At 42.7% G+C, this 17,910-nt stretch carries 16 protein-coding genes and 1 pseudogene; 10 read left to right on the top strand and 7 right to left on the bottom strand.

Annotation, left to right across the window (positions count from 1 at the left end):
- Positions 1–159 precede the first annotated feature (159 nt).
- A complete protein-coding gene (gene ydiK / locus AAC155_RS02935) occupies positions 160–1,269 on the bottom strand; it encodes an AI-2E family transporter YdiK (RefSeq protein ID WP_113040975.1) in 1,110 nt (369 codons plus the stop codon).
- 356 nt (positions 1,270–1,625) lie between these two features.
- Here ydiK and ydiJ point away from each other — a divergent pair, with 356 nt between their 5' ends.
- Together ydiJ and AAC155_RS02925 are read left to right on the top strand one after the other, a co-directional pair.
- A complete protein-coding gene (gene ydiJ / locus AAC155_RS02930; protein WP_113040974.1) occupies positions 1,626–4,685 on the top strand; it encodes a D-2-hydroxyglutarate dehydrogenase YdiJ in 3,060 nt (1,019 codons plus the stop codon).
- Entirely contained in the window at positions 4,682–5,098 is a 417-nt protein-coding gene (locus tag AAC155_RS02925; RefSeq protein WP_112893949.1) for a hotdog fold thioesterase, read from the top strand. Before ydiJ ends, AAC155_RS02925 begins: the two co-directional genes overlap by 4 nt.
- 402 nt (positions 5,099–5,500) lie before the next feature.
- Here the strand turns inward: AAC155_RS02925 and AAC155_RS02920 are convergent, their stop codons facing one another.
- Positions 5,501–5,659 carry a Hok/Gef family protein gene (locus AAC155_RS02920; RefSeq protein ID WP_113040973.1) on the bottom strand — a complete coding sequence of 53 codons (159 nt, stop codon included), beginning with the start codon at positions 5,657–5,659 and terminating at the stop codon, positions 5,501–5,503.
- Positions 5,660–6,417: 758 nt separating this feature from the next.
- Between AAC155_RS02920 and sufA the strand changes: the two genes are divergently transcribed.
- From sufA to AAC155_RS02885, 7 genes are all read left to right on the top strand, one after another.
- Entirely contained in the window at positions 6,418–6,786 is a 369-nt protein-coding gene (sufA, locus tag AAC155_RS02915; protein WP_011146844.1) for a Fe-S cluster assembly scaffold SufA, read from the top strand.
- Between the two features lie 12 nt (positions 6,787–6,798).
- Complete coding sequence (sufB, locus tag AAC155_RS02910; protein WP_113040971.1) at positions 6,799–8,295, top strand: Fe-S cluster assembly protein SufB; 1,497 nt, start codon at positions 6,799–6,801, stop codon at positions 8,293–8,295.
- A 57-nt stretch (positions 8,296–8,352) separates the two neighbouring features.
- Positions 8,353–9,099, top strand: a complete 747-nt coding sequence (sufC, locus tag AAC155_RS02905; protein WP_113040970.1) for a Fe-S cluster assembly ATPase SufC — start codon at positions 8,353–8,355, stop codon at positions 9,097–9,099.
- A complete protein-coding gene (sufD, locus tag AAC155_RS02900) occupies positions 9,074–10,387 on the top strand; it encodes a Fe-S cluster assembly protein SufD (protein ID WP_113040969.1) in 1,314 nt (437 codons plus the stop codon). Before sufC ends, sufD begins: the two co-directional genes overlap by 26 nt.
- Complete coding sequence (sufS, locus tag AAC155_RS02895) at positions 10,384–11,622, top strand: cysteine desulfurase SufS (RefSeq protein ID WP_113040968.1); 1,239 nt, start codon at positions 10,384–10,386, stop codon at positions 11,620–11,622. The genes sufD and sufS overlap by 4 nt, the downstream gene beginning before the upstream one ends.
- Positions 11,623–11,659: 37 nt before the next feature.
- A complete protein-coding gene (gene sufE / locus AAC155_RS02890) occupies positions 11,660–12,076 on the top strand; it encodes a cysteine desulfuration protein SufE (protein ID WP_113040967.1) in 417 nt (138 codons plus the stop codon).
- A gap of 239 nt (positions 12,077–12,315) precedes the next feature.
- Positions 12,316–13,389 (top strand): L,D-transpeptidase family protein, encoded by a 1,074-nt coding sequence (locus AAC155_RS02885; RefSeq protein WP_113040966.1) that lies wholly within the window; start codon positions 12,316–12,318, stop codon positions 13,387–13,389.
- A 109-nt stretch (positions 13,390–13,498) separates the two neighbouring features.
- On the opposite strand, the gene AAC155_RS02880 is transcribed toward AAC155_RS02885, so the two are convergent.
- Positions 13,499–13,735 (bottom strand): major outer membrane lipoprotein, encoded by a 237-nt coding sequence (locus AAC155_RS02880; protein ID WP_036805405.1) that lies wholly within the window; start codon positions 13,733–13,735, stop codon positions 13,499–13,501.
- 439 nt (positions 13,736–14,174) lie between these two features.
- Here AAC155_RS02880 and AAC155_RS02875 point away from each other — a divergent pair, with 439 nt between their 5' ends.
- Positions 14,175–15,026, top strand: coding sequence for an enoyl-CoA hydratase-related protein (locus AAC155_RS02875; protein ID WP_113040965.1), 852 nt, complete (start codon positions 14,175–14,177; stop codon positions 15,024–15,026).
- A gap of 407 nt (positions 15,027–15,433) precedes the next feature.
- Here the strand turns inward: AAC155_RS02875 and pykF are convergent, their stop codons facing one another.
- The 4 genes and pseudogenes from pykF to AAC155_RS02855 form a co-directional block, all read right to left on the bottom strand.
- On the bottom strand, positions 15,434–16,843 hold the full coding sequence (gene pykF / locus AAC155_RS02870) for a pyruvate kinase PykF (RefSeq protein ID WP_113040964.1): 1,410 nt from the start codon (positions 16,841–16,843) through the stop codon (positions 15,434–15,436).
- 6 nt (positions 16,844–16,849) lie between these two features.
- Positions 16,850–17,071 (bottom strand): hypothetical protein, encoded by a 222-nt coding sequence (locus tag AAC155_RS02865; protein WP_146748043.1) that lies wholly within the window; start codon positions 17,069–17,071, stop codon positions 16,850–16,852.
- A gap of 8 nt (positions 17,072–17,079) precedes the next feature.
- Positions 17,080–17,406: a hypothetical protein gene (locus AAC155_RS02860; protein WP_146748042.1), complete on the bottom strand. Its 327-nt coding sequence runs from the start codon at positions 17,404–17,406 to the stop codon at positions 17,080–17,082.
- 176 nt (positions 17,407–17,582) lie between these two features.
- Positions 17,583–17,910, bottom strand: a pseudogene (locus AAC155_RS02855) (IS1634 family transposase); the annotation flags it as partial.

The following is a 17,910-nucleotide window of genomic DNA, read 5'->3' as shown; positions in this document are numbered from 1 at the left end:
TAATGAGCCAGATTTAACTATTTTTTAACAATTTATTTACAATAATGATATTTAATAAATCAGCACCTCAGAAAAGTGATAAGTTTTATTAAAATTATGCTTTAGCGAAAGAGCTAACTCTCTTTCGCTATATAAGTCAGAATTAATTATCATACAAATTTATTCTGAAAATTTCTGTTCCAGATATTTTTCAGTTTCGGCTAAATCATTTTTAGGTTCTGGGACTTCATTCATCCATGCGATTAATAAACGATAAGCAACTGCTAATACAACGGGGCCGATAAATAAGCCAATCATGCCAAATGAGAGTATTCCACCAATAACGCCTATTAATATCAGCGCCATAGGTAAATCTGCGCCCAGACGGATTAAAAATGGGCGAAGAAACCCATCCATTGTCGTTACGATACCGCTCCAGACCAGTAGCACGGTTCCCCAGGTTGTATCACCTGTCCAATAAAGCCAGGCAACAGCGGGAACTAAAATCAGTAATGGACCGAGTTGAGCGACACAACAGACAAACATGAGTACTGTCAGCAACGTAGCATAAGGAATGCCTGAAACAGCCAAGCCAAGACCACCGATAATGGCTTGAACCAATGCGGTAACCACCACTCCAAGCGCTACGGCACGGATGGATTGTGCTGCCAACAGGATGGCGGCATCTCCGCGTTTATTTGCCAGGCGAATGGCAAAATGGCGAATGCTCATCGTCACCTGCTCGCCTTTTAGATATAAGAGCACGCTGAATAGCACCATCAAACCGAGATGGAATACGAAACGCCCGGCATTTGCTGCTTGAGTAAAGAACCAGGTTGCGGCTTCTCCAACATAAGGCTGGACTTTAGCTATCAGAACATTTCCACCATCAGTAATGAGTGAGTTCCAACCGCTGTATAGTTTATCTCCAACCAGAGGAATATTATTCAGCCAGGTCATTGTCGGTATCTGAAAATGAGCGGGGGATTTAGCCCACTGGATTAGTGGCGCACTGTTTTCCAATAAACTACTGACCAGTAATGCGATAGGGATCACAAATAATAGAATTAGCAGTAGCGTCATGATGGAGACTGCAATCCAGCGTTTACCCCATAAACTGCTCTGTAGTTTTTCTAATAATGGCCAGGTGGCGATAACAACCATGCCGGCCCAGACAAAACCGAAGATAAAGGGCTTTATCACCCAAAAGCTGGTAACAATTAACAGTGACAGGAAAATTAAAGTAAATAATAGTTTTGGTAAATCATAATGCGGTTGAGATTTGTCCATAAGTTAATTTCTCTCAGGGAGTTAGTGGCGCTAAGGTGCTAAAGATAATGAATATACCCTATGGATTTCAAGATGCATCGCGGCGGCAAGGGAGCGAATCCCCGGGAGCATAGATAACGATGTGACCGGGGTGAGCGAGTGCAGCCAACAAAGAGGCAACTTGAAAGATGACGGGTATAAATAGGATGTTATCTACAGGTTACTCAAAATAGGTGAATATTATGATAAGGTAAACGCTTGCCTTCTCAGACAAATCAGTTAACGGTGGTAAATGGTTACGGCTGATTAAGGCATTGATTCAAAGATAGTATAAATGAAGCAATGTGGACACTCATTCTAAAAGGGTCAAAACGATAATGATCCCACGCATATCACAAGCACCGCACGTCAGTGAGGTCGCACAGAAGTTCTTGGATACATTAAAGGAACAAGGATTTACCGGAGATGTTGCCAGTAGTTATGCCGATCGTCTGACAATGGCGACAGATAACAGTATCTATCAACTCTTACCACAGGCTGTCGTTTTCCCTCGATCTAGTGCCGATGTGGTTTTACTGGCTCATGTCGCAGGTGAAAAAGAATATCAGAATTTGACATTTACTCCACGCGGTGGCGGTACAGGCACAAACGGTCAGGCGCTTAATGACGGCATTGTGGTGGATATGTCCCGCTATATGAATCGCATTCTTGAGATTAACCCGGAGCAAGGTTGGGTCAGAGTTGAAGCGGGGGTGATTAAAGACCAATTGAATCAATATTTGCGTCCATATGGTTATTTCTTTTCACCGGAGCTTTCAACCAGTAACCGTGCAACATTGGGCGGTATGATTAATACTGATGCATCCGGTCAGGGTTCATTAGTCTATGGTAAAACTTCTGATCATGTTCTTAGTCTACGGGCAGTGCTATTAGGGGGGGAATTACTTGACACCCGCGCTATGGATATAGTCCAGGCGGAATCGATTGCGCAAGAGGATTCTGTTACCGGTCGCATTTATAATACGGTGCTTAATCGTTGCCGTGAACAACGTGAACTTATCGTTGAAAAATTCCCCAAACTTAATCGCTTTCTGACCGGTTATGATTTGCGCCATGTTTTCAGTGACGATATGCGGAAATTTGACTTAGGTCGTATCTTAACTGGTTCAGAAGGAACGCTAGCTTTTATTACCGAAGCGGTTTTGGATATGACTCCGCTGCCAAAAGTTAGGCGATTGGTGAACGTGAAATATGATTCATTTGATTCTGCACTGCGTAATGCTCCTTTTATGGTGGAGGCAAAGGCGTTATCGGTTGAGACCGTGGATTCCAAGGTGCTGAATTTGGCGCGTGAGGACATCGTCTGGCACTCAGTTAAGGAATTAATAACGGATATTCCTAACAAAGATATGCAAGGGTTGAATATTGTTGAATTCAGTGGAGATGATCAACCTTTGATAGATCGGCAAGTAGAAACACTTTGTCAGCGCCTTGATGAACTGATGGATGGCAATCAAGCTGGGATTATTGGTTATCAAATTTGCCGAGAGTTAGCTGATATTGAGCGTATTTATGCAATGCGCAAGAAAGCAGTTGGTTTGTTGGGTAACAGTAAAGGTGCGGCGAAACCTATTCCTTTTGTAGAAGATACGTGTGTGCCGCCACAGTATCTCGCTGATTATATTGTGGAATTCCGGCAGCTATTGGATAGTCATCATCTTAATTACGGTATGTTTGGTCATGTGGATGCGGGGGTGCTGCATGTTCGGCCGGCGCTGGATATGTGCGATCCTCAGCAAGAGATACTGATGAAACAGATTTCTGATGAAATTGTCAGTCTCACCACACGTTATGGTGGTTTGCTGTGGGGAGAGCATGGTAAAGGATTTCGTGCTGAGTACAGCCCGGCATTTTTCGGTAGCATCTTGTATGAAGAATTACGCCGGGTTAAGGCTGCCTTTGACCCGGATAATCGCTTGAATCCGGGTAAAATTTGTCCGCCGATGGGGGTTGATGCCCCGATGATGAAAGTCGATGCTGTTAAGCGAGGAACGTATGACCGGACAATTCCGGTAAATGTCAGGAATACATTCCGCGGTGCTATGGAGTGTAATGGGAATGGGCTCTGTTTTAATTTCGATGTAAAAAGCCCGATGTGTCCATCAATGAAAGTGAGTCAGCAACGTATTCATTCACCGAAAGGACGCGCAACACTGGTGCGTGAATGGCTGCGCCTTTTGGCTGAACAGGGTGTGGATCCGACGTTACTGAAACAGGGATTAGAACAAAAACGACCAAGTTTGCGTGGGTTGATTGAGAAGACCCACAATAGTTGGCAGGCATGGCGCGGGGAGTATGACTTTTCTCACGAAGTGAAAGAGGCAATGTCTGGTTGTCTGGCATGCAAAGCTTGCTCAACACAGTGCCCGATTAAAATTGATGTTCCGTCATTTCGTGCACGTTTTCTTGAGTTATATCACGGCCGCTATTTTCGCCCTTTATGTGATCATATCGTGGCGAGTGCGGAAAGCAGTACGCCATTAATGGCTAAGGTCCCTCGGGTCTTTAATTTCTTCCTGAAACAACCGTGGATACAAGAATTGAGCCGCCGGACTATCGGCATGGTGGATTTACCCTTGTTATCCAGCCCGACGCTGTACCAACAACTGGCGGGTCATTATGCACTTTCGACCACACTGGAACAGCTTGAAAAAATGGAACAGGCTCATCGTGACGAACACGTGTTGATCGTTCAGGACCCGTTCACGAGTTATTACGATGCAAAAGTTGTGGCTGATTTTGCCTATTTGGTAGAAAAATTGGGATATAAACCCGTATTGCTGCCATTTTCTCCAAACGGCAAAGCACAACATATCAAAGGCTTCTTATCTCGTTTTGCTAAAACGGCCAAAAAGACGTCAGATTTTCTGAACCGGGTTGCTGAGTTGGGTATTCCTATGGTCGGTGTCGATCCAGCGCTGGTACTGTGCTACCGGGATGAATATAAAGAAATTCTGGGAGAACAGCGAGGGAAGTTTGAGGTTCAGCTTGTTCATGAATGGTTGATTAATACTTTACCAGAGAAAAGTGACCATGAAGAAAGATCTGGTGATAAATGGTATCTATTTGGACATTGTACCGAAGTGACTATGCTACCGGGCAGTAGTCAACAGTGGGAAAAAATTTTCCATCGGTTGGGTAGCAAGCTGAATAATATCAGTGTAGGCTGCTGTGGCATGGCCGGAACCTATGGTCATGAAAACAAAAACATAGAACACTCTATTGGTATCTATAAGTTATCCTGGCAACCTGTCTTGCAGAAATTACCATTGGAGCGTTGTCTAAGCTCTGGTTATTCCTGCCGCAGTCAGGTTAAGCGGATAGAAGGGCAAGTACTTAAGCATCCGTTGCAAGCTTTATTGGAGATAATCCCATGATTTGGAAACGTGATATTGGACTGGATAGCCTGAATCAAGTAAATAGCCAATGTATGATGGGCCATCTGGGCATAAAAATCACGCATATCGGTGATGACTATATTGAAGGCACAATGCCGGTTGATTATCGCACGCGTCAGCCATTTGGTTTATTGCATGGCGGGGCATCTGTTGTGCTGGCAGAATCACTCGGTTCTTTAGCTGGGTATCTCTGTTCCGAAGGTGAGAAAAAAGTTGTTGGGCTGGAAATCAATGCTAATCATATTCGCTCGGTTCGTAGTGGTGAAGTGAAAGGCGTATGTAAACCTATTCATATTGGCCGCAATCACCAGGTGTGGCGAATTGATATTTTTGATGAGCGGCAACATTTGTGCTGTACCTCTCGGTTAACCACATCAGTTTTGCCTGGATAAAATATAAAATAAAAGTGAAAGTAGGTTATTGTATGGATAAATAACCTACTATTTAAGTGAAAGAGTTATTTTTTACAGTAATTGGATTTAGTTGTGATAACCTTTAAGAAGTATATATATTTATGTAACTTATCGATGTTTTTATAATATTATGGGTTGTTTGATTGTATATGTCTGATGAATAGGGATGGTGAATTATCTTAAAAGAATTAATACTCTAATAGGGAAAGATCTAATTGAAAATTCTTATTCAAATCTATAAATGCTGATATATTAATTAATGCTAAAGTTTCAGCAGTTTTAATTTGCGTTAAATTCCATTTAAATATAAAGGGTGCCTGAGAACCAAGTCATAACAATATCTAAAAGGGCGGGAGTAAAAACCTCCCGCCTAAGGTTGCCTTACCTGCTGCTGGATTCGTAAGCCATGCTTGCCGCAACCTCTGTATTACCTCGTTTGATATGGAGTTTACAGATTGAACCCCTTGTTATCCACGTGAATATGAGTAACGTCACACAAATAATGATCAAACTCAATATTGCGATTTTTTGCGGCTTCATAGCCTTCTCTCCTTGCTTTTTGTCAGGTAAGAGGCTAGCCTTATGTTGTTGGACATAGGAGTAGCCTCATTTCGATTTATAGTCGGATGGGGCTTTTCTCTTTCTGCCTGGAACATAATGCTCAAGACAGAAAGTCTCAAGCACCCGGAGGCAGTATACTTTTATTCATCTAAGATGCAAGATATTGAAAATATTTATTATGGTCACGTAATACCTTCGAATTAAATTAGCCAGCTAGTAAATCTATTAATAAAAAAGAAAGGAATATTGATGATGGAATATATAGATAAAATTGTTTCTTAATGCGTTTAATTAATTGTCTCGATTAAATAGAAATGCTATTTCTATATATTATGATCATAATGACAATCTCTATTTTGCATCTTCGGCTAACTATGTCAATTTTATCTGGTTGGCTGCTATTTTCATACTAGGAAAGGAACTACTCTCCCGTATATCTGAAAGTTCACATCAAATGGTATTTTTGATGAACTTTGTGTGCTTTTGTCTTACGCCAATAAGTAAAAAATAGCACAATTGATCAAACTAATAATTTATAGATAAAACAGCAAATTAAAGATATACCTTCATGTGGAATGAACATAAATCATCGTATTTGTATAAAGTTTGGGCTGATTAAGGTATATCCTCTTAAAACAAATGGTTGAAGTGATAAAGGTTATCATTACCATTATACGGGAGGAGAACTCTCCGATAACGGCGGCAAAAATGGCTATAGAACAAATATGAGGTCAACTATGACAAACAGTGTTGAAACCTTTTCTCTGAATGAAACCGCATGGCAGGGAATCACCATTACCGCGAGAGCCGCAGCGCAGATCTTAAAATTGATGCAGCAAAACCCACAAAGTAAGGGATTATATCTGGGGGTTAAGCAGTCAGGATGTGCCGGCTTTGGCTATGTGTTTGAGATGGTTAACGATCCGGCACCTGATGATCTAAGGTATGAAAATGAAGGTGCATGTCTATATGTTCCTCTGAAAGCAATGCCATTTATTGATGGTACTGAAGTGGATTTTGTTCGTGAAGGTTTAAATCAGATATTTAAATTCAATAATCCAAAAGCACAACATGCCTGTGGGTGTGGTGAAAGCTTTGGTATATAAGTGTACCAATATATGTCTCAGAGCAATGTAGAAATCAGTGATGATGTGCAGACTTGGCTCAGCGATCATCGTTATAAAGAAGGCTTCTTTACTCAGGTAACGACGGATGAGTTAGCTAAAGGTTTGAGTGAAGATGTTGTGCGGGCCATTTCCGCAAAACGCAATGAGCCCGAATGGATGCTTGAATTTCGGCTGGAGGCTTATCGCCATTGGCTAGGAATGGAAGAGCCTCATTGGTTGAAAGCCAATTATCCTAATCTTGATTACCAGGACTACAGTTACTATTCAGCACCTTCATGCGGTGCTTGTGGTGATAGTTGCAATTCACAATCTGGTGCTGTTCAAGGAACAGGGGCGGAGCAAACTAATAGCTATTTAACCGCGGAAATTGAAGAAGCATTTGATAAGTTGGGTGTTCCTGTACGGGAAGGTGAAGCTGTTGCGGTAGATGCTATTTTTGACTCCGTTTCTGTTTCAACGACTTATCGGGATAAGTTAGCGAAAGAAGGGATTATTTTCTGCTCATTTAGTGAAGCGATACAGGAATATCCCGGATTGGTCCGTAAATACCTCGGCAGTGTAGTTGCAAGCCACGATAACTTTTTTGCCGCGCTGAATGCCGCAGTGGCTTCTGATGGTACTTTTGTTTATGTGCCAAAAGGCGTTCGATGCCCAATGGAACTGTCCACCTATTTCCGTATCAACGCTGCGAAAACGGGCCAATTTGAGCGCACTATCCTGATTGCTGATGAAGGCAGTTATGTCAGCTATATAGAAGGATGCTCTGCACCGGTGCGTGATAGTTATCAACTTCATGCTGCTGTTGTCGAAGTGATTATCCATAAAGATGCCGAAGTGAAATATTCCACGGTACAAAACTGGTTCTCAGGTGGTGACAGTGCTGGGGGAATTCTCAACTTTGTCACTAAAAGAGCATTATGTGAAGGCGAAAATGCCAAAATGTCTTGGACTCAATCGGAAACAGGTTCCGCAATTACTTGGAAATATCCCAGCGTGATCTTGAAAGGGGATAATTCGATTGGCGAGTTTTTCTCCGTTGCGCTGACTAACGGCACTCAACAGGCCGATACCGGCACCAAGATGATCCACATCGGCCGTAACACTAAATCGACAATCATTTCAAAGGGCATTTCTGCCGGTCGTAGTCAGAACAGTTATCGTGGGCTGGTTAAAATATTACCGGGAGCAGAAAACGCTCGTAACTATACCCAATGTGACTCCATGTTGATTGGTACTGAATGTGGCGCACATACATTCCCTTATGTAGAAGTACAGAACAATACGGCGCAACTGGAGCATGAAGCGACAACCTCCCGCATTGGTGAAGATCAATTGTTCTATTGCTTGCAACGTGGCATCAGTGAAGATGATGCGATTTCCATGATTGTTAATGGATTCTGTAAGGATGTGTTCTCTGAACTTCCCCTGGAATTTGCTGTTGAAGCACAAAAATTGCTGGCGATCAGCCTTGAACACAGCGTCGGATGAATTTTCTCGGTTTCCCTTTTTTATGACAGAACGTTAAGTCGTTCGAAGGCATGTAATATGTTAAGTATTAAAAACTTACGAGTCAGTGTTGAAGGTAATGAAATCTTAAAAGGATTAAATCTTGAAGTTAAACCGGGTGAAATTCATGCCATCATGGGGCCGAATGGTTCCGGTAAAAGTACATTATCAGCAACGTTAGCTGGCCGTGAAGAGTATGAAATCGATGATGGTGAAATCACCTTTAAAGGCAAAGACTTACTTGGATTTGAGCCAGAAGAGCGAGCTGGCGAGGGGATTTTCCTGGCGTTTCAATATCCGATAGAAATTCCGGGTGTCAGTAATCAATTTTTCCTGCAAACCGCAGTGAACGCTGTTCGCCAATATCGCTATCAGGAGCCGCTGGATCGCTTTGATTTTGCCGATTTTATCGAAGAAAAAATTGAATTGTTGGATATGCCGCCGGATTTGCTGACACGTTCAGTCAATGTCGGCTTTTCCGGTGGTGAGAAAAAACGTAACGATATTCTGCAAATGGCCGCGCTGGAGCCGACACTTTGTATTTTGGATGAGACAGATTCAGGGCTGGATATTGATGCATTGAAAATTGTGGCTAATGGCGTGAACTCGTTACGTGATCCAAACCGCTCATTCATTATTGTGACCCATTACCAACGTATTTTGGATTATGTGAAACCTGATTTTGTGCATGTGCTTTATCAGGGACGAATTATTGAATCCGGTGATTTCAGTCTGGCGAAAAAGTTGGAGGAGCAAGGTTATGGCTGGCTTATTGACCAACAGTGAAAAAGCTGAAAAGGTGCGGCAGGTTGCAGAACGTAACCAGCAAGCATTAGCACGTTTTGCTGATTTGTACCACAACCGTCATGGTGAGGATTCATCTCATGCCAGTTTGCATTGGCAGAAAGCCATTAAAACCGGTTTTCCCCAATTCAGACATGAAGATTGGCGTTATACGCCGTTGGATAAATTGTTAAATCAGCAATACAGCAGCAAAACTTGGGAATTGACAGTAGCACAATGCGAACAACTGGCGATTCCAATGGATTGTTGGCGTGTCGTTATGGTGGATGGTTGTTTTTCACCTTTACTGAGTTCCTACGATTTTGGTCCATATCAACTAAATTTACTGGACAACAAAAGTGGACTTCTGGCGCCGATACAGGGTGAGATTTTTCTGCATTTGACAGAGAGTTTGGCTCAACAACCTTTGGTTATTACGTTAAAGGCAGGGCAAGTGGCAGAAAAGCCGCTGTACCTGCTGAATATCACCAGTGGTCACTGTAGTGAGGCATTGAATAGTAGTCATTACCGCTACCACATTGCCGTAGGCACGAATGCGAGTGCCAGCGTGATTGAACACTTCGTCAGTATTGATGAACAGCAACCTCATATGACAGGAAGCCGATTAACTGCGGAAGTGGGGGATAATGCCCATTTCGCCCATATAAAACTGGGGGTTGAGAACAGTGCAAGTTATCACTTTGCCCATAACGATATTGTGATTGGTCGTGATGCTCAAGTAAAAAGCACCAGCTTTTTATTAGGTTCTGGGCTTGGCCGACACAATACCAGTGTTAAGTTGAATGGCGAAGGGGCCAATCTGTCGTTGAACAGCTTAATGTTGCCGCAGGGAAAAGAGGTCGCCGATACTCGTACTTATTTGGAACATAATAAGGGGCATTGTGAAAGCCGTCAGTTGCATAAAACCATTGTGATGGATCAGAGCAAAGCGGTATTTAACGGCATGATTAAAGTGGCGCCTTACGCATTGAAAACTGATGGAAAAATGGCCAATAACAATTTGTTGTTAGGTAAACAGGCCGAAGTAGATACCAAACCTCAACTGGAAATTTACGCTGATGATGTGAAATGCAGTCATGGTGCGACCGTTGGCCGGATAGATGAAGAACAACTGTTTTATCTGCAATCACGCGGCATCGAACGACGTGATGCAGAGCATATGATGGTATTTGCTTTTGCTGCTGAGCTAACTGAATCTATTGAAGATGAATCCCTGAAGGCCGTTGTTATGAAACACATTAAGCACCGTTTAGCGAGAGTGGAAAGATGACTTTTTCTGTAAAAAAGGTGCGGCAAGATTTCCCGGTGTTAACTCAACAGGTTAATGGGCATCCATTGGTTTATCTTGATAGTGCTGCCAGCACTCAGAAGCCGGTTTCGGTTATTGAACGAGAAAGTGAATTTTGTTTGCACCAGTATGCGGCAGTTCACCGGGGAATTCATACCCTGAGCTCTGCGGCTACTCGGATGGTTGAAAATGTGCGCGACCAGATGGCGCAATTTATTCATGCTCAAAGTAATGAAGAGATTGTCTTCGTTAAAGGTACGACAGAAGGAATTAACCTGATTGCTAACAGTTATGGTCGCAAGTTTATCAATAATGGCGATAATATTGTTATTACTGAAATGGAACATCACGCCAATATTGTTCCGTGGTATATGCTGGCAGAACAGATTGGGTTTGAAATTAGAGTATGGCCACTGAATGAGAATGGCGAGTTGGATCAAGTCGTCTTAGCTTCTTTGATTGATTCACGGACTAAATTACTCTCTTTTACTCACCTCTCTAATGTGCTTGGTACAGTGAATCCTGTACGTCAAATCATAAAACAGGCAAGAAAACTAGCTAATGAGCAGGGGAGTTGGTTACATATTCTAGTCGATGGTGCTCAGGCCATTATGCATAAGCAAGTTGATGTGCAGGATCTGGACTGCGATTTCTATGTTTTTTCTAGTCACAAATTATATGGCCCAACAGGCATTGGTGTGCTTTATGGGCGTAAATCCCTGCTAGATGCTATGCCACCTTGGGAAGGGGGGGGCGCAATGATAAAACAGGTCAGCCTGCAAAAGGGGATAACCTATGCGGAACCACCGTGGCGATTTGAGGCGGGAACCCCAAATATTGCGGGAATTATTGGGCTTGGTGCTGCTGTCGATTATGTCACTTCACTTGGGCTGGATGAAATTCAGCGGCATGAACAGGTATTGATGGATTATGCAATGGCACGGCTGAAAGAGGTCAGAACCCTGAAATTGTATGGTCCTGAGCAACGTCAGGGGGTTATTGCTTTCAACCTTGGCCGACATCATGCTTATGATGTGGGAAGTTTCCTTGATCAATATGGAATAGCGATCCGTACCGGGCATCATTGTGCCCTTCCTTTGATGGAACATTATCACGTTTCCAGCATGTGTAGAGCCTCATTGGCGATTTATACTACGCAAGAAGATATTGATGCACTTGTTGTTGCATTGCAGAGAATAGAACAGTTATTGGGTTGAGCTAGTTATAGATCAAAAGAGTGATAAGGAAAAAGTCATGGCAAGTTTGCCCGACACAAATAAGTTGTTACGTAATTTTTCCCGTTGCCAGAATTGGGAAGAAAGATATCTCTATATGATTGAACTGGGGGCGAAGTTGCCTCCTCTTACTGACGAACAACGCCAACCTGAGAACTTAATTGCAGGTTGCCAGAGCCAGGTGTGGATACTGTTGAGAATGAATCACCAAAACAAAGTGGAATTTATTGGTGACAGTGATGCCGCTATTGTTAAAGGATTGGTTGCGATTGTCTTTATCCTGTTTCAAGGTAAAACAACCCAGGAGATTCTGGATTTGGATGTGACTGAATATTTTGGGAAATTGTCTTTGGAGCAACATTTGACACCTTCACGCACGCAGGGGCTGCATGCGATGATACGTGCCATCCGAAATAGGGCAAGTAAAATGGTTTAAATGCTAGTCTTACGCGTTTCTTCCGCTACTGATAATATGTACGGCCAATAAGGCTTCAACCTTTTACACCTATACCCTATGGATTTCAAGATGCATCGCGACGGCAAGGGAGCAAATCCCCGGGAGCATAGGTAACTATGTGACCGGGGTGAGCGAGTGCAGCCAACAAAGAGGCAATTTGAAAGATAACGGGTATAAATTTATTCGATAACATTCAGAAGTCATTCCAGGAAGCAAGCATGAAACGAGTTTTAACGTTTATTGGCGTGTTATTGTTCAGTGGGCTAACTAACACAGTCAGTGCCACAGAATATACTTTGCCAGCGGCCAATAGTCGTTTAATTGGCGAAAATACGACATTGGTTGTACCCGATGATGGACGTTCTTTAGAGGCCATTGCTGCCGAATATGAAATTGGTTTACTGGCAATGCTGGAAGCTAATCCAGGTACCGACCCTTATTTGCCGGCTCAGGGGTCTGAACTGATTATTCCATCACAAATGTTGTTGCCTGATACACCGAGGCAGGGGATGGTGATTAACCTTGCAGAGCTCAGACTCTACTATTTTCCTAAAGGAAAAAACAAAGTCATCGTTTATCCCATTGGTATTGGGCAACTCGGTCGTAATACGCCAGTGATGACAACATCTGTTAGTCAGCTAATTAAAGATCCAACTTGGACGCCGACTAAGAATATCCGTAAACATTATGCTGAACAGGGGGTTATCTTACCTGCGGTTGTTCCTGCTGGTCCGGAAAACCCAATGGGCGCATTTGCGTTGCGCTTAGCTGCCGGGCGAGGAGAATACTTGATCCACGGCACGAATGCTGATTTTGGTATCGGTATGCGGGTGAGTTCCGGTTGTATCCGTTTACGTCCTGATGATATTGAAACGTTGTTCAACACAGTGCCCCGTGGAACGCGAGTACAGATTATCAATGAAGCGGTTAAGTATTCTGTAGAACCAAATGGTCAGCGTTATATTGAAGTACATCAGCCATTGTCTAAAAAAGAGGATGATGATCCACAGACATTACCTATTGTCCGCTCAGCTGATTTGAACAAGTTCATTGATAATAGCAAGACAGATAAGAATATTGTTGAACAAGCGATGGTACGCCGTTCTGGTATGCCGGTGCTGGTAAGTAAAGGCATAGAGTCTGAAACACAACAGGAGTTGCGAGAAGAGAATATCGTACAGGTGGAAGATGATGATGTTAAAGGTGTAGAACAAGCGGTGAATAAAGATGTCTCTGAACCGTTTAAATTACCACCGTTATATCAACCTGGGCCAATCTATCGGGAAAATTAATATTTCATTGCGGACAAAGAAGCCTGCAAATATTTATCTAACAGAATCCGATGATAAAAAACGGCGCACAGATGGACTGTGCGCCATTTTTGTACATAATTACAAAAAATTATTTTTTGTAGGAACGAACTTGATTATCCAGACGCTGATTCGCACGAGCTGCATCGTCTTTAGCGGCTTGAATGTCAGTACGTACTGCGTTCACGTCATTGCTCAGTTGATCAACTTTTGCATTCAGAGTCTGAATATCAGAAGTCAGTTGGTCAACTTTAGCAGTGCTTGAACAACCAGCCAACAGAGTAGAAGCCAGAACTACTGCACCCAGTACAATTTTAGTACGATTCATTATAATACCCTCTAGATTTAAGTTAATCTCCAAGTAGCCATGTAAGTATTACACAAAGTTTTTTAGAAAGAGAATAAATTTTTATCATGAAAACCAATTATTTCAATTTTTCTCTTTAACAAGTGGATAATTTTCATCTGAATGTAAAAAAACAAAACCGTTGAGTAACATTTTAATCAAAAAAAGCCTATTCCGTGAGGGAATGATATTCTTCGAAATAATTTTAGTTAAAAATTCTTATAAATAAAAAATACAACATCCAGGTCATCTTGCATCTATTGAACCATCGGGACATCTCTTTAATACAGCCATTTTTTATACATAATTTAGGGATTCTCCTAAAACAAATTTGTTAACTGAATCTTATTGTAGATGAACAACTTGACAATGTTCAGGTTGAATCCTAGGCTCAAATTCAAACTGGTAAGAGGAGTTTGTTATGTTAACTGATCAATCTAACGAATATTTTAACATCAGCATTGACAACGGAGTCGCCCATTTACAACTCAGTCGTCCTGAAAAGGCAAATAGTTTGGCGCTTGGGTTTTGGAAACGATTTCCTGAAACAATAGAGCAACTCAGTCGTTCAGGTAAAGTGCGGGCAATGGTGATTTCTGCACAGGGAAACACATTTTGTGGTGGGCTTGACTTGCAAATCTTTGCCTCTAGCAAAGAGGCTAATACGACTAATCCTAATGAGCGGGAATCGATGCAGTTCAGCTTATTGCAAATGCAAGAGGCGATAAGCGTATTGGAACATGCCCGATTCCCCATTATTGCCGCAGTACAAGGCGCTTGCCTTGGTGCAGGTTTTGATTTAATTGCTGCGTGCGATTTTTGTTTTGCTGCTGAAAATGCGAAGTTTCGTATAGAAGAAACCAATATTGGTATGATGGCTGACTTAGGTATTCTTCAACGTTTGCAACATTTGATCCCTGGTGGTGTGGCTCGCTATCTTGCTCTGACTGGGGATACGTTGAGTGCGGTTCAGGCTCATGATTTGGGGCTGGTGGTAAAGGTGTTCCCTTCTACGGAAACACTCATCGAAGGCGCTCTCGCGACTGCCCGGCGTATTGCTGATCGGCCTCCAGCCGCTATTAACGGGGTTAAACGGGCCATGCTTTATAGCCGTGATCATGGTGTCTATGAATCGTTGCAACAAACAGCACTTTTGCAAGCTTCGATTTTTAGTCGCCAAGATATCCTGTGCTCGATTCAAGCGAAAACGACTGGAACAAAAGGTGAGTTCCAGAACTTAAGCGAAGTCGGTAAAGCTTTCGATGAGCCATGATCAAGGCAAAGATGTTGATGATATGCAAAGAGAGTTCTCCACAAATGATGTATACCTGTCATCTTTCAAGTTGCCTCTTTGTTGGCTGCACTCGCTCACCCCGGTCACATAGTTACCTATGCTCCCGGGGATTCACTCCCTTGCCGTCGCGATGCATCTTGAAATCCATAGGGTATAGTGCTGGAAAATATCATCATTGTTGAGAGTTAAGCCATTTTCTGACCACGAGAAAACAGAGAATGGCATTATTATTAATATTAACTAGCATAAAATGAAAATAAATCTGTGAGTATGATGATTGGGAAAGTCATTGGGTATTCCAGCATATTGGCGGAGAAAACCAGATATTCAATATCCTGAAACACCGCTATATTTACGGTGTTTCAGAAATAAAGCGACCTATTAAATTAAAGTACGTGAACAGACGATGTATTGGTTGTGCCGCTTGGAACTAGGGCGCCAGATACCATAACCACGATTTCACCTTTTTTCGCCAGGCCACTTGCTAACGCCGCTTCTTTACCAATGCGGTAGAAATCATCGGTAGAGGCGATTTCTTTAACAATTTGGGTAAAAACACCCTTAACAAGTAGTAATTGGCGGGCAGTCACTTCATTAGTGGTTAATGCCAAAATAGGGGCTCCAGGGAAGTACTTACGAATGGATTTGGCAGACTTACCGCCATAGGTTGCGACCACAATCAGAGGGGCTTCCAGTTTTTCTGCTGTTTCAACAGCGCCACGACACACCGCTTCGGTTACGCGCAGGTTACGGCAATGGACGGCTTCGATACGGCTTGGCATAACGCGGTCTGTACGTTCACAAATCGTTGCCATGATAGTCACTGCTTCTATTGGATATTTGCCTTTTGCACTTTCACCAGAAAGCATGACCGCATCAGTACCGTCCAAAATCGCGTTAGCGACGTCACCAGCTTCCGCACGGGTAGGGCGCGGGTTTTTAATCATGGAATCGAGCATTTGAGTTGCAGTGATAACAACTTTGCGAGCGATATTACATTTTTGAATCATCTTCTTCTGGGCGAAGATCACTTCTTCAACTGGAATTTCAACACCCAGATCACCACGAGCAACCATGATCCCGTCAGAAACTTCCAGAATTTCATCAAAATTGTTTAGACCTTCCTGATTTTCAATCTTAGAGATGATTTGAATATTTTCACCGCCGTGCGCTTTCAGATGTTCACGGATTTGCAGAACATCGGAGCGTTTGCGGATAAAAGAAGCGGCGACGAAATCAACACCTTGTTGGCAACCAAAGATCAAATCTTGCTTATCTTTTTCAGCCAGGGCAGGCAGGCTGATGGAAATACCTGGCAGATTAACACCTTTATTTTCTCCCAAGTCACCGTTATTCAAAACTTGGCAAATGACCTCTGACTTAGTGACCTCTTTAACTGTCATGCCGATCAAGCCGTCATCAACTAGCACGGTATTACCGGGAGCCAGATCCGTGGGGAAACCACTGTAAGTGACAGCAACACGGTCTTTATTACCGATAACCGAAGTGTCAGTAGTAAAAGTGAAGGTCTGACCTGCGGTTAGAGAGACATCGTTACCGCCTTCCAGTTTCATAGTTCGGATTTCAGGGCCTTTAGTATCCAGCAAAATAGCGGCTTGTTTACCTATCTTAGTCATCACTGAACGGATATTTTGAATACGCTGGCCGTGCTCTTCATAGTCTCCGTGTGAAAAGTTGAGGCGCATAACATTCATGCCGGCATTCAACAGTTCGGCTAGTTTTTCTTCGGATTCTGTTTTTGGTCCGATAGTACAAACAATTTTAGTTTTTTTCATGACAATCTATCTACAGGTTTTAATTGGATAAAATAGTGAATCGCCAACTTTATGGTTTGCGCAGATACCATGTGGTGTTGAACGTTGCGCAACATCATTAAGGACAAGTGGCGGGGAAGACATGCGGTGTTTTTCGTGTGAGGTTAGGCACATGTAATCATGCGAGCTTATATACCCGTTATCTTTCAAGTTGCCTCTTTGTTGGCTGCACTCGTTCACCCCGGTCACATAGTTACCTATGCTCCCGGGGATTCACTCCCTTGCCGTCGCGATGCATCTTGAAATCCATAGGGTATACATACGATAATCTGTAACTTTTCCGTGTTCGGCAAATCAATAAGCTGAAACCATTCAACTCTAAATTGCGCCGTATTATAGAGACTTATTTCTGTGAAATGAATCGAAAAATGATTATACCCGTCATCTTTCAAGTTGCCTCTTTGTTGGCTGCACTCACTCACCCCAGTCACATAGTTATCTATGCTCCCGGGGATTCGCTCCCTTGCCGTCGCGATGCATCTTGAAATCCATTGGGTGTATCCGACATTCCGCACCGCATTCATAATTTGTTGTTTTAATTAAGAATTAACAAATGCATAAATTTTATACAAACGATTTTAAATCAGTATATTACAGATATAGCTGCGGAATGACAGATTACGATAATGATACGGCCAGTACTTATCGCCGGACCCTTTGAATCTTAGTGGTGACATTAACCCTTCATTCCGCACCTAATTCAGGAATAAACCGCTTTATATTGTGCGCCTAATAAACTCAAAAGCTCATGGTGGTAAGATTGCATTCCTGTCACCATTTTATGTTCTTGAAATTCAAAGGTGTTGATCCCTTCAAAGGCCAGAAATACCCAACGCGCGGTGGGTGATTGTGTCGGTTTGTTCTTCATATCGGGGAAAAACGGCACATTTTGTTTCAATTTGTGGCGAATTTTATGCTCCAGCGCCGCATAAACCATGAGACAACATGTCATCACCATTAACAGCGCTTCTATCCGCTCCGGTTTTTTCAGGAAAATGGCAGACGTCAGGAATTCCGGACTTTTCAGG

The organism is Photorhabdus sp. HUG-39, from assembly GCF_963878365.1.
GTDB classification, from domain to species: domain Bacteria; phylum Pseudomonadota; class Gammaproteobacteria; order Enterobacterales; family Enterobacteriaceae; genus Photorhabdus; species Photorhabdus kayaii.
Note: the sequence above shows the minus strand (reverse complement) of the source record. Positions and strands in the feature narration are given on the sequence as shown.

Excerpts from the sequence above, each read along its gene's own strand:
- ydiK (WP_113040975.1), bottom strand. The coding sequence starts at position 1,269 with ATGGACAAATCTCAACCGCATTATGATTTACCAAAACTATTATTTACT.
- ydiJ (WP_113040974.1), top strand. The coding sequence starts at position 1,626 with ATGATCCCACGCATATCACAAGCACCGCACGTCAGTGAGGTCGCACAG.
- AAC155_RS02925 (WP_112893949.1), top strand. The coding sequence starts at position 4,682 with ATGATTTGGAAACGTGATATTGGACTGGATAGCCTGAATCAAGTAAAT.
- AAC155_RS02920 (WP_113040973.1), bottom strand. The coding sequence starts at position 5,659 with ATGAAGCCGCAAAAAATCGCAATATTGAGTTTGATCATTATTTGTGTG.
- sufA (WP_011146844.1), top strand. The coding sequence starts at position 6,418 with ATGACAAACAGTGTTGAAACCTTTTCTCTGAATGAAACCGCATGGCAG.
- sufB (WP_113040971.1), top strand. The coding sequence starts at position 6,799 with ATGTCTCAGAGCAATGTAGAAATCAGTGATGATGTGCAGACTTGGCTC.
- sufC (WP_113040970.1), top strand. The coding sequence starts at position 8,353 with ATGTTAAGTATTAAAAACTTACGAGTCAGTGTTGAAGGTAATGAAATC.
- sufD (WP_113040969.1), top strand. The coding sequence starts at position 9,074 with ATGGCTGGCTTATTGACCAACAGTGAAAAAGCTGAAAAGGTGCGGCAG.
- sufS (WP_113040968.1), top strand. The coding sequence starts at position 10,384 with ATGACTTTTTCTGTAAAAAAGGTGCGGCAAGATTTCCCGGTGTTAACT.
- sufE (WP_113040967.1), top strand. The coding sequence starts at position 11,660 with ATGGCAAGTTTGCCCGACACAAATAAGTTGTTACGTAATTTTTCCCGT.
- AAC155_RS02885 (WP_113040966.1), top strand. The coding sequence starts at position 12,316 with ATGAAACGAGTTTTAACGTTTATTGGCGTGTTATTGTTCAGTGGGCTA.
- AAC155_RS02880 (WP_036805405.1), bottom strand. The coding sequence starts at position 13,735 with ATGAATCGTACTAAAATTGTACTGGGTGCAGTAGTTCTGGCTTCTACT.
- AAC155_RS02875 (WP_113040965.1), top strand. The coding sequence starts at position 14,175 with ATGTTAACTGATCAATCTAACGAATATTTTAACATCAGCATTGACAAC.
- pykF (WP_113040964.1), bottom strand. The coding sequence starts at position 16,843 with ATGAAAAAAACTAAAATTGTTTGTACTATCGGACCAAAAACAGAATCC.
- AAC155_RS02860 (WP_146748042.1), bottom strand. The coding sequence starts at position 17,406 with ATGAATGCGGTGCGGAATGTCGGATACACCCAATGGATTTCAAGATGC.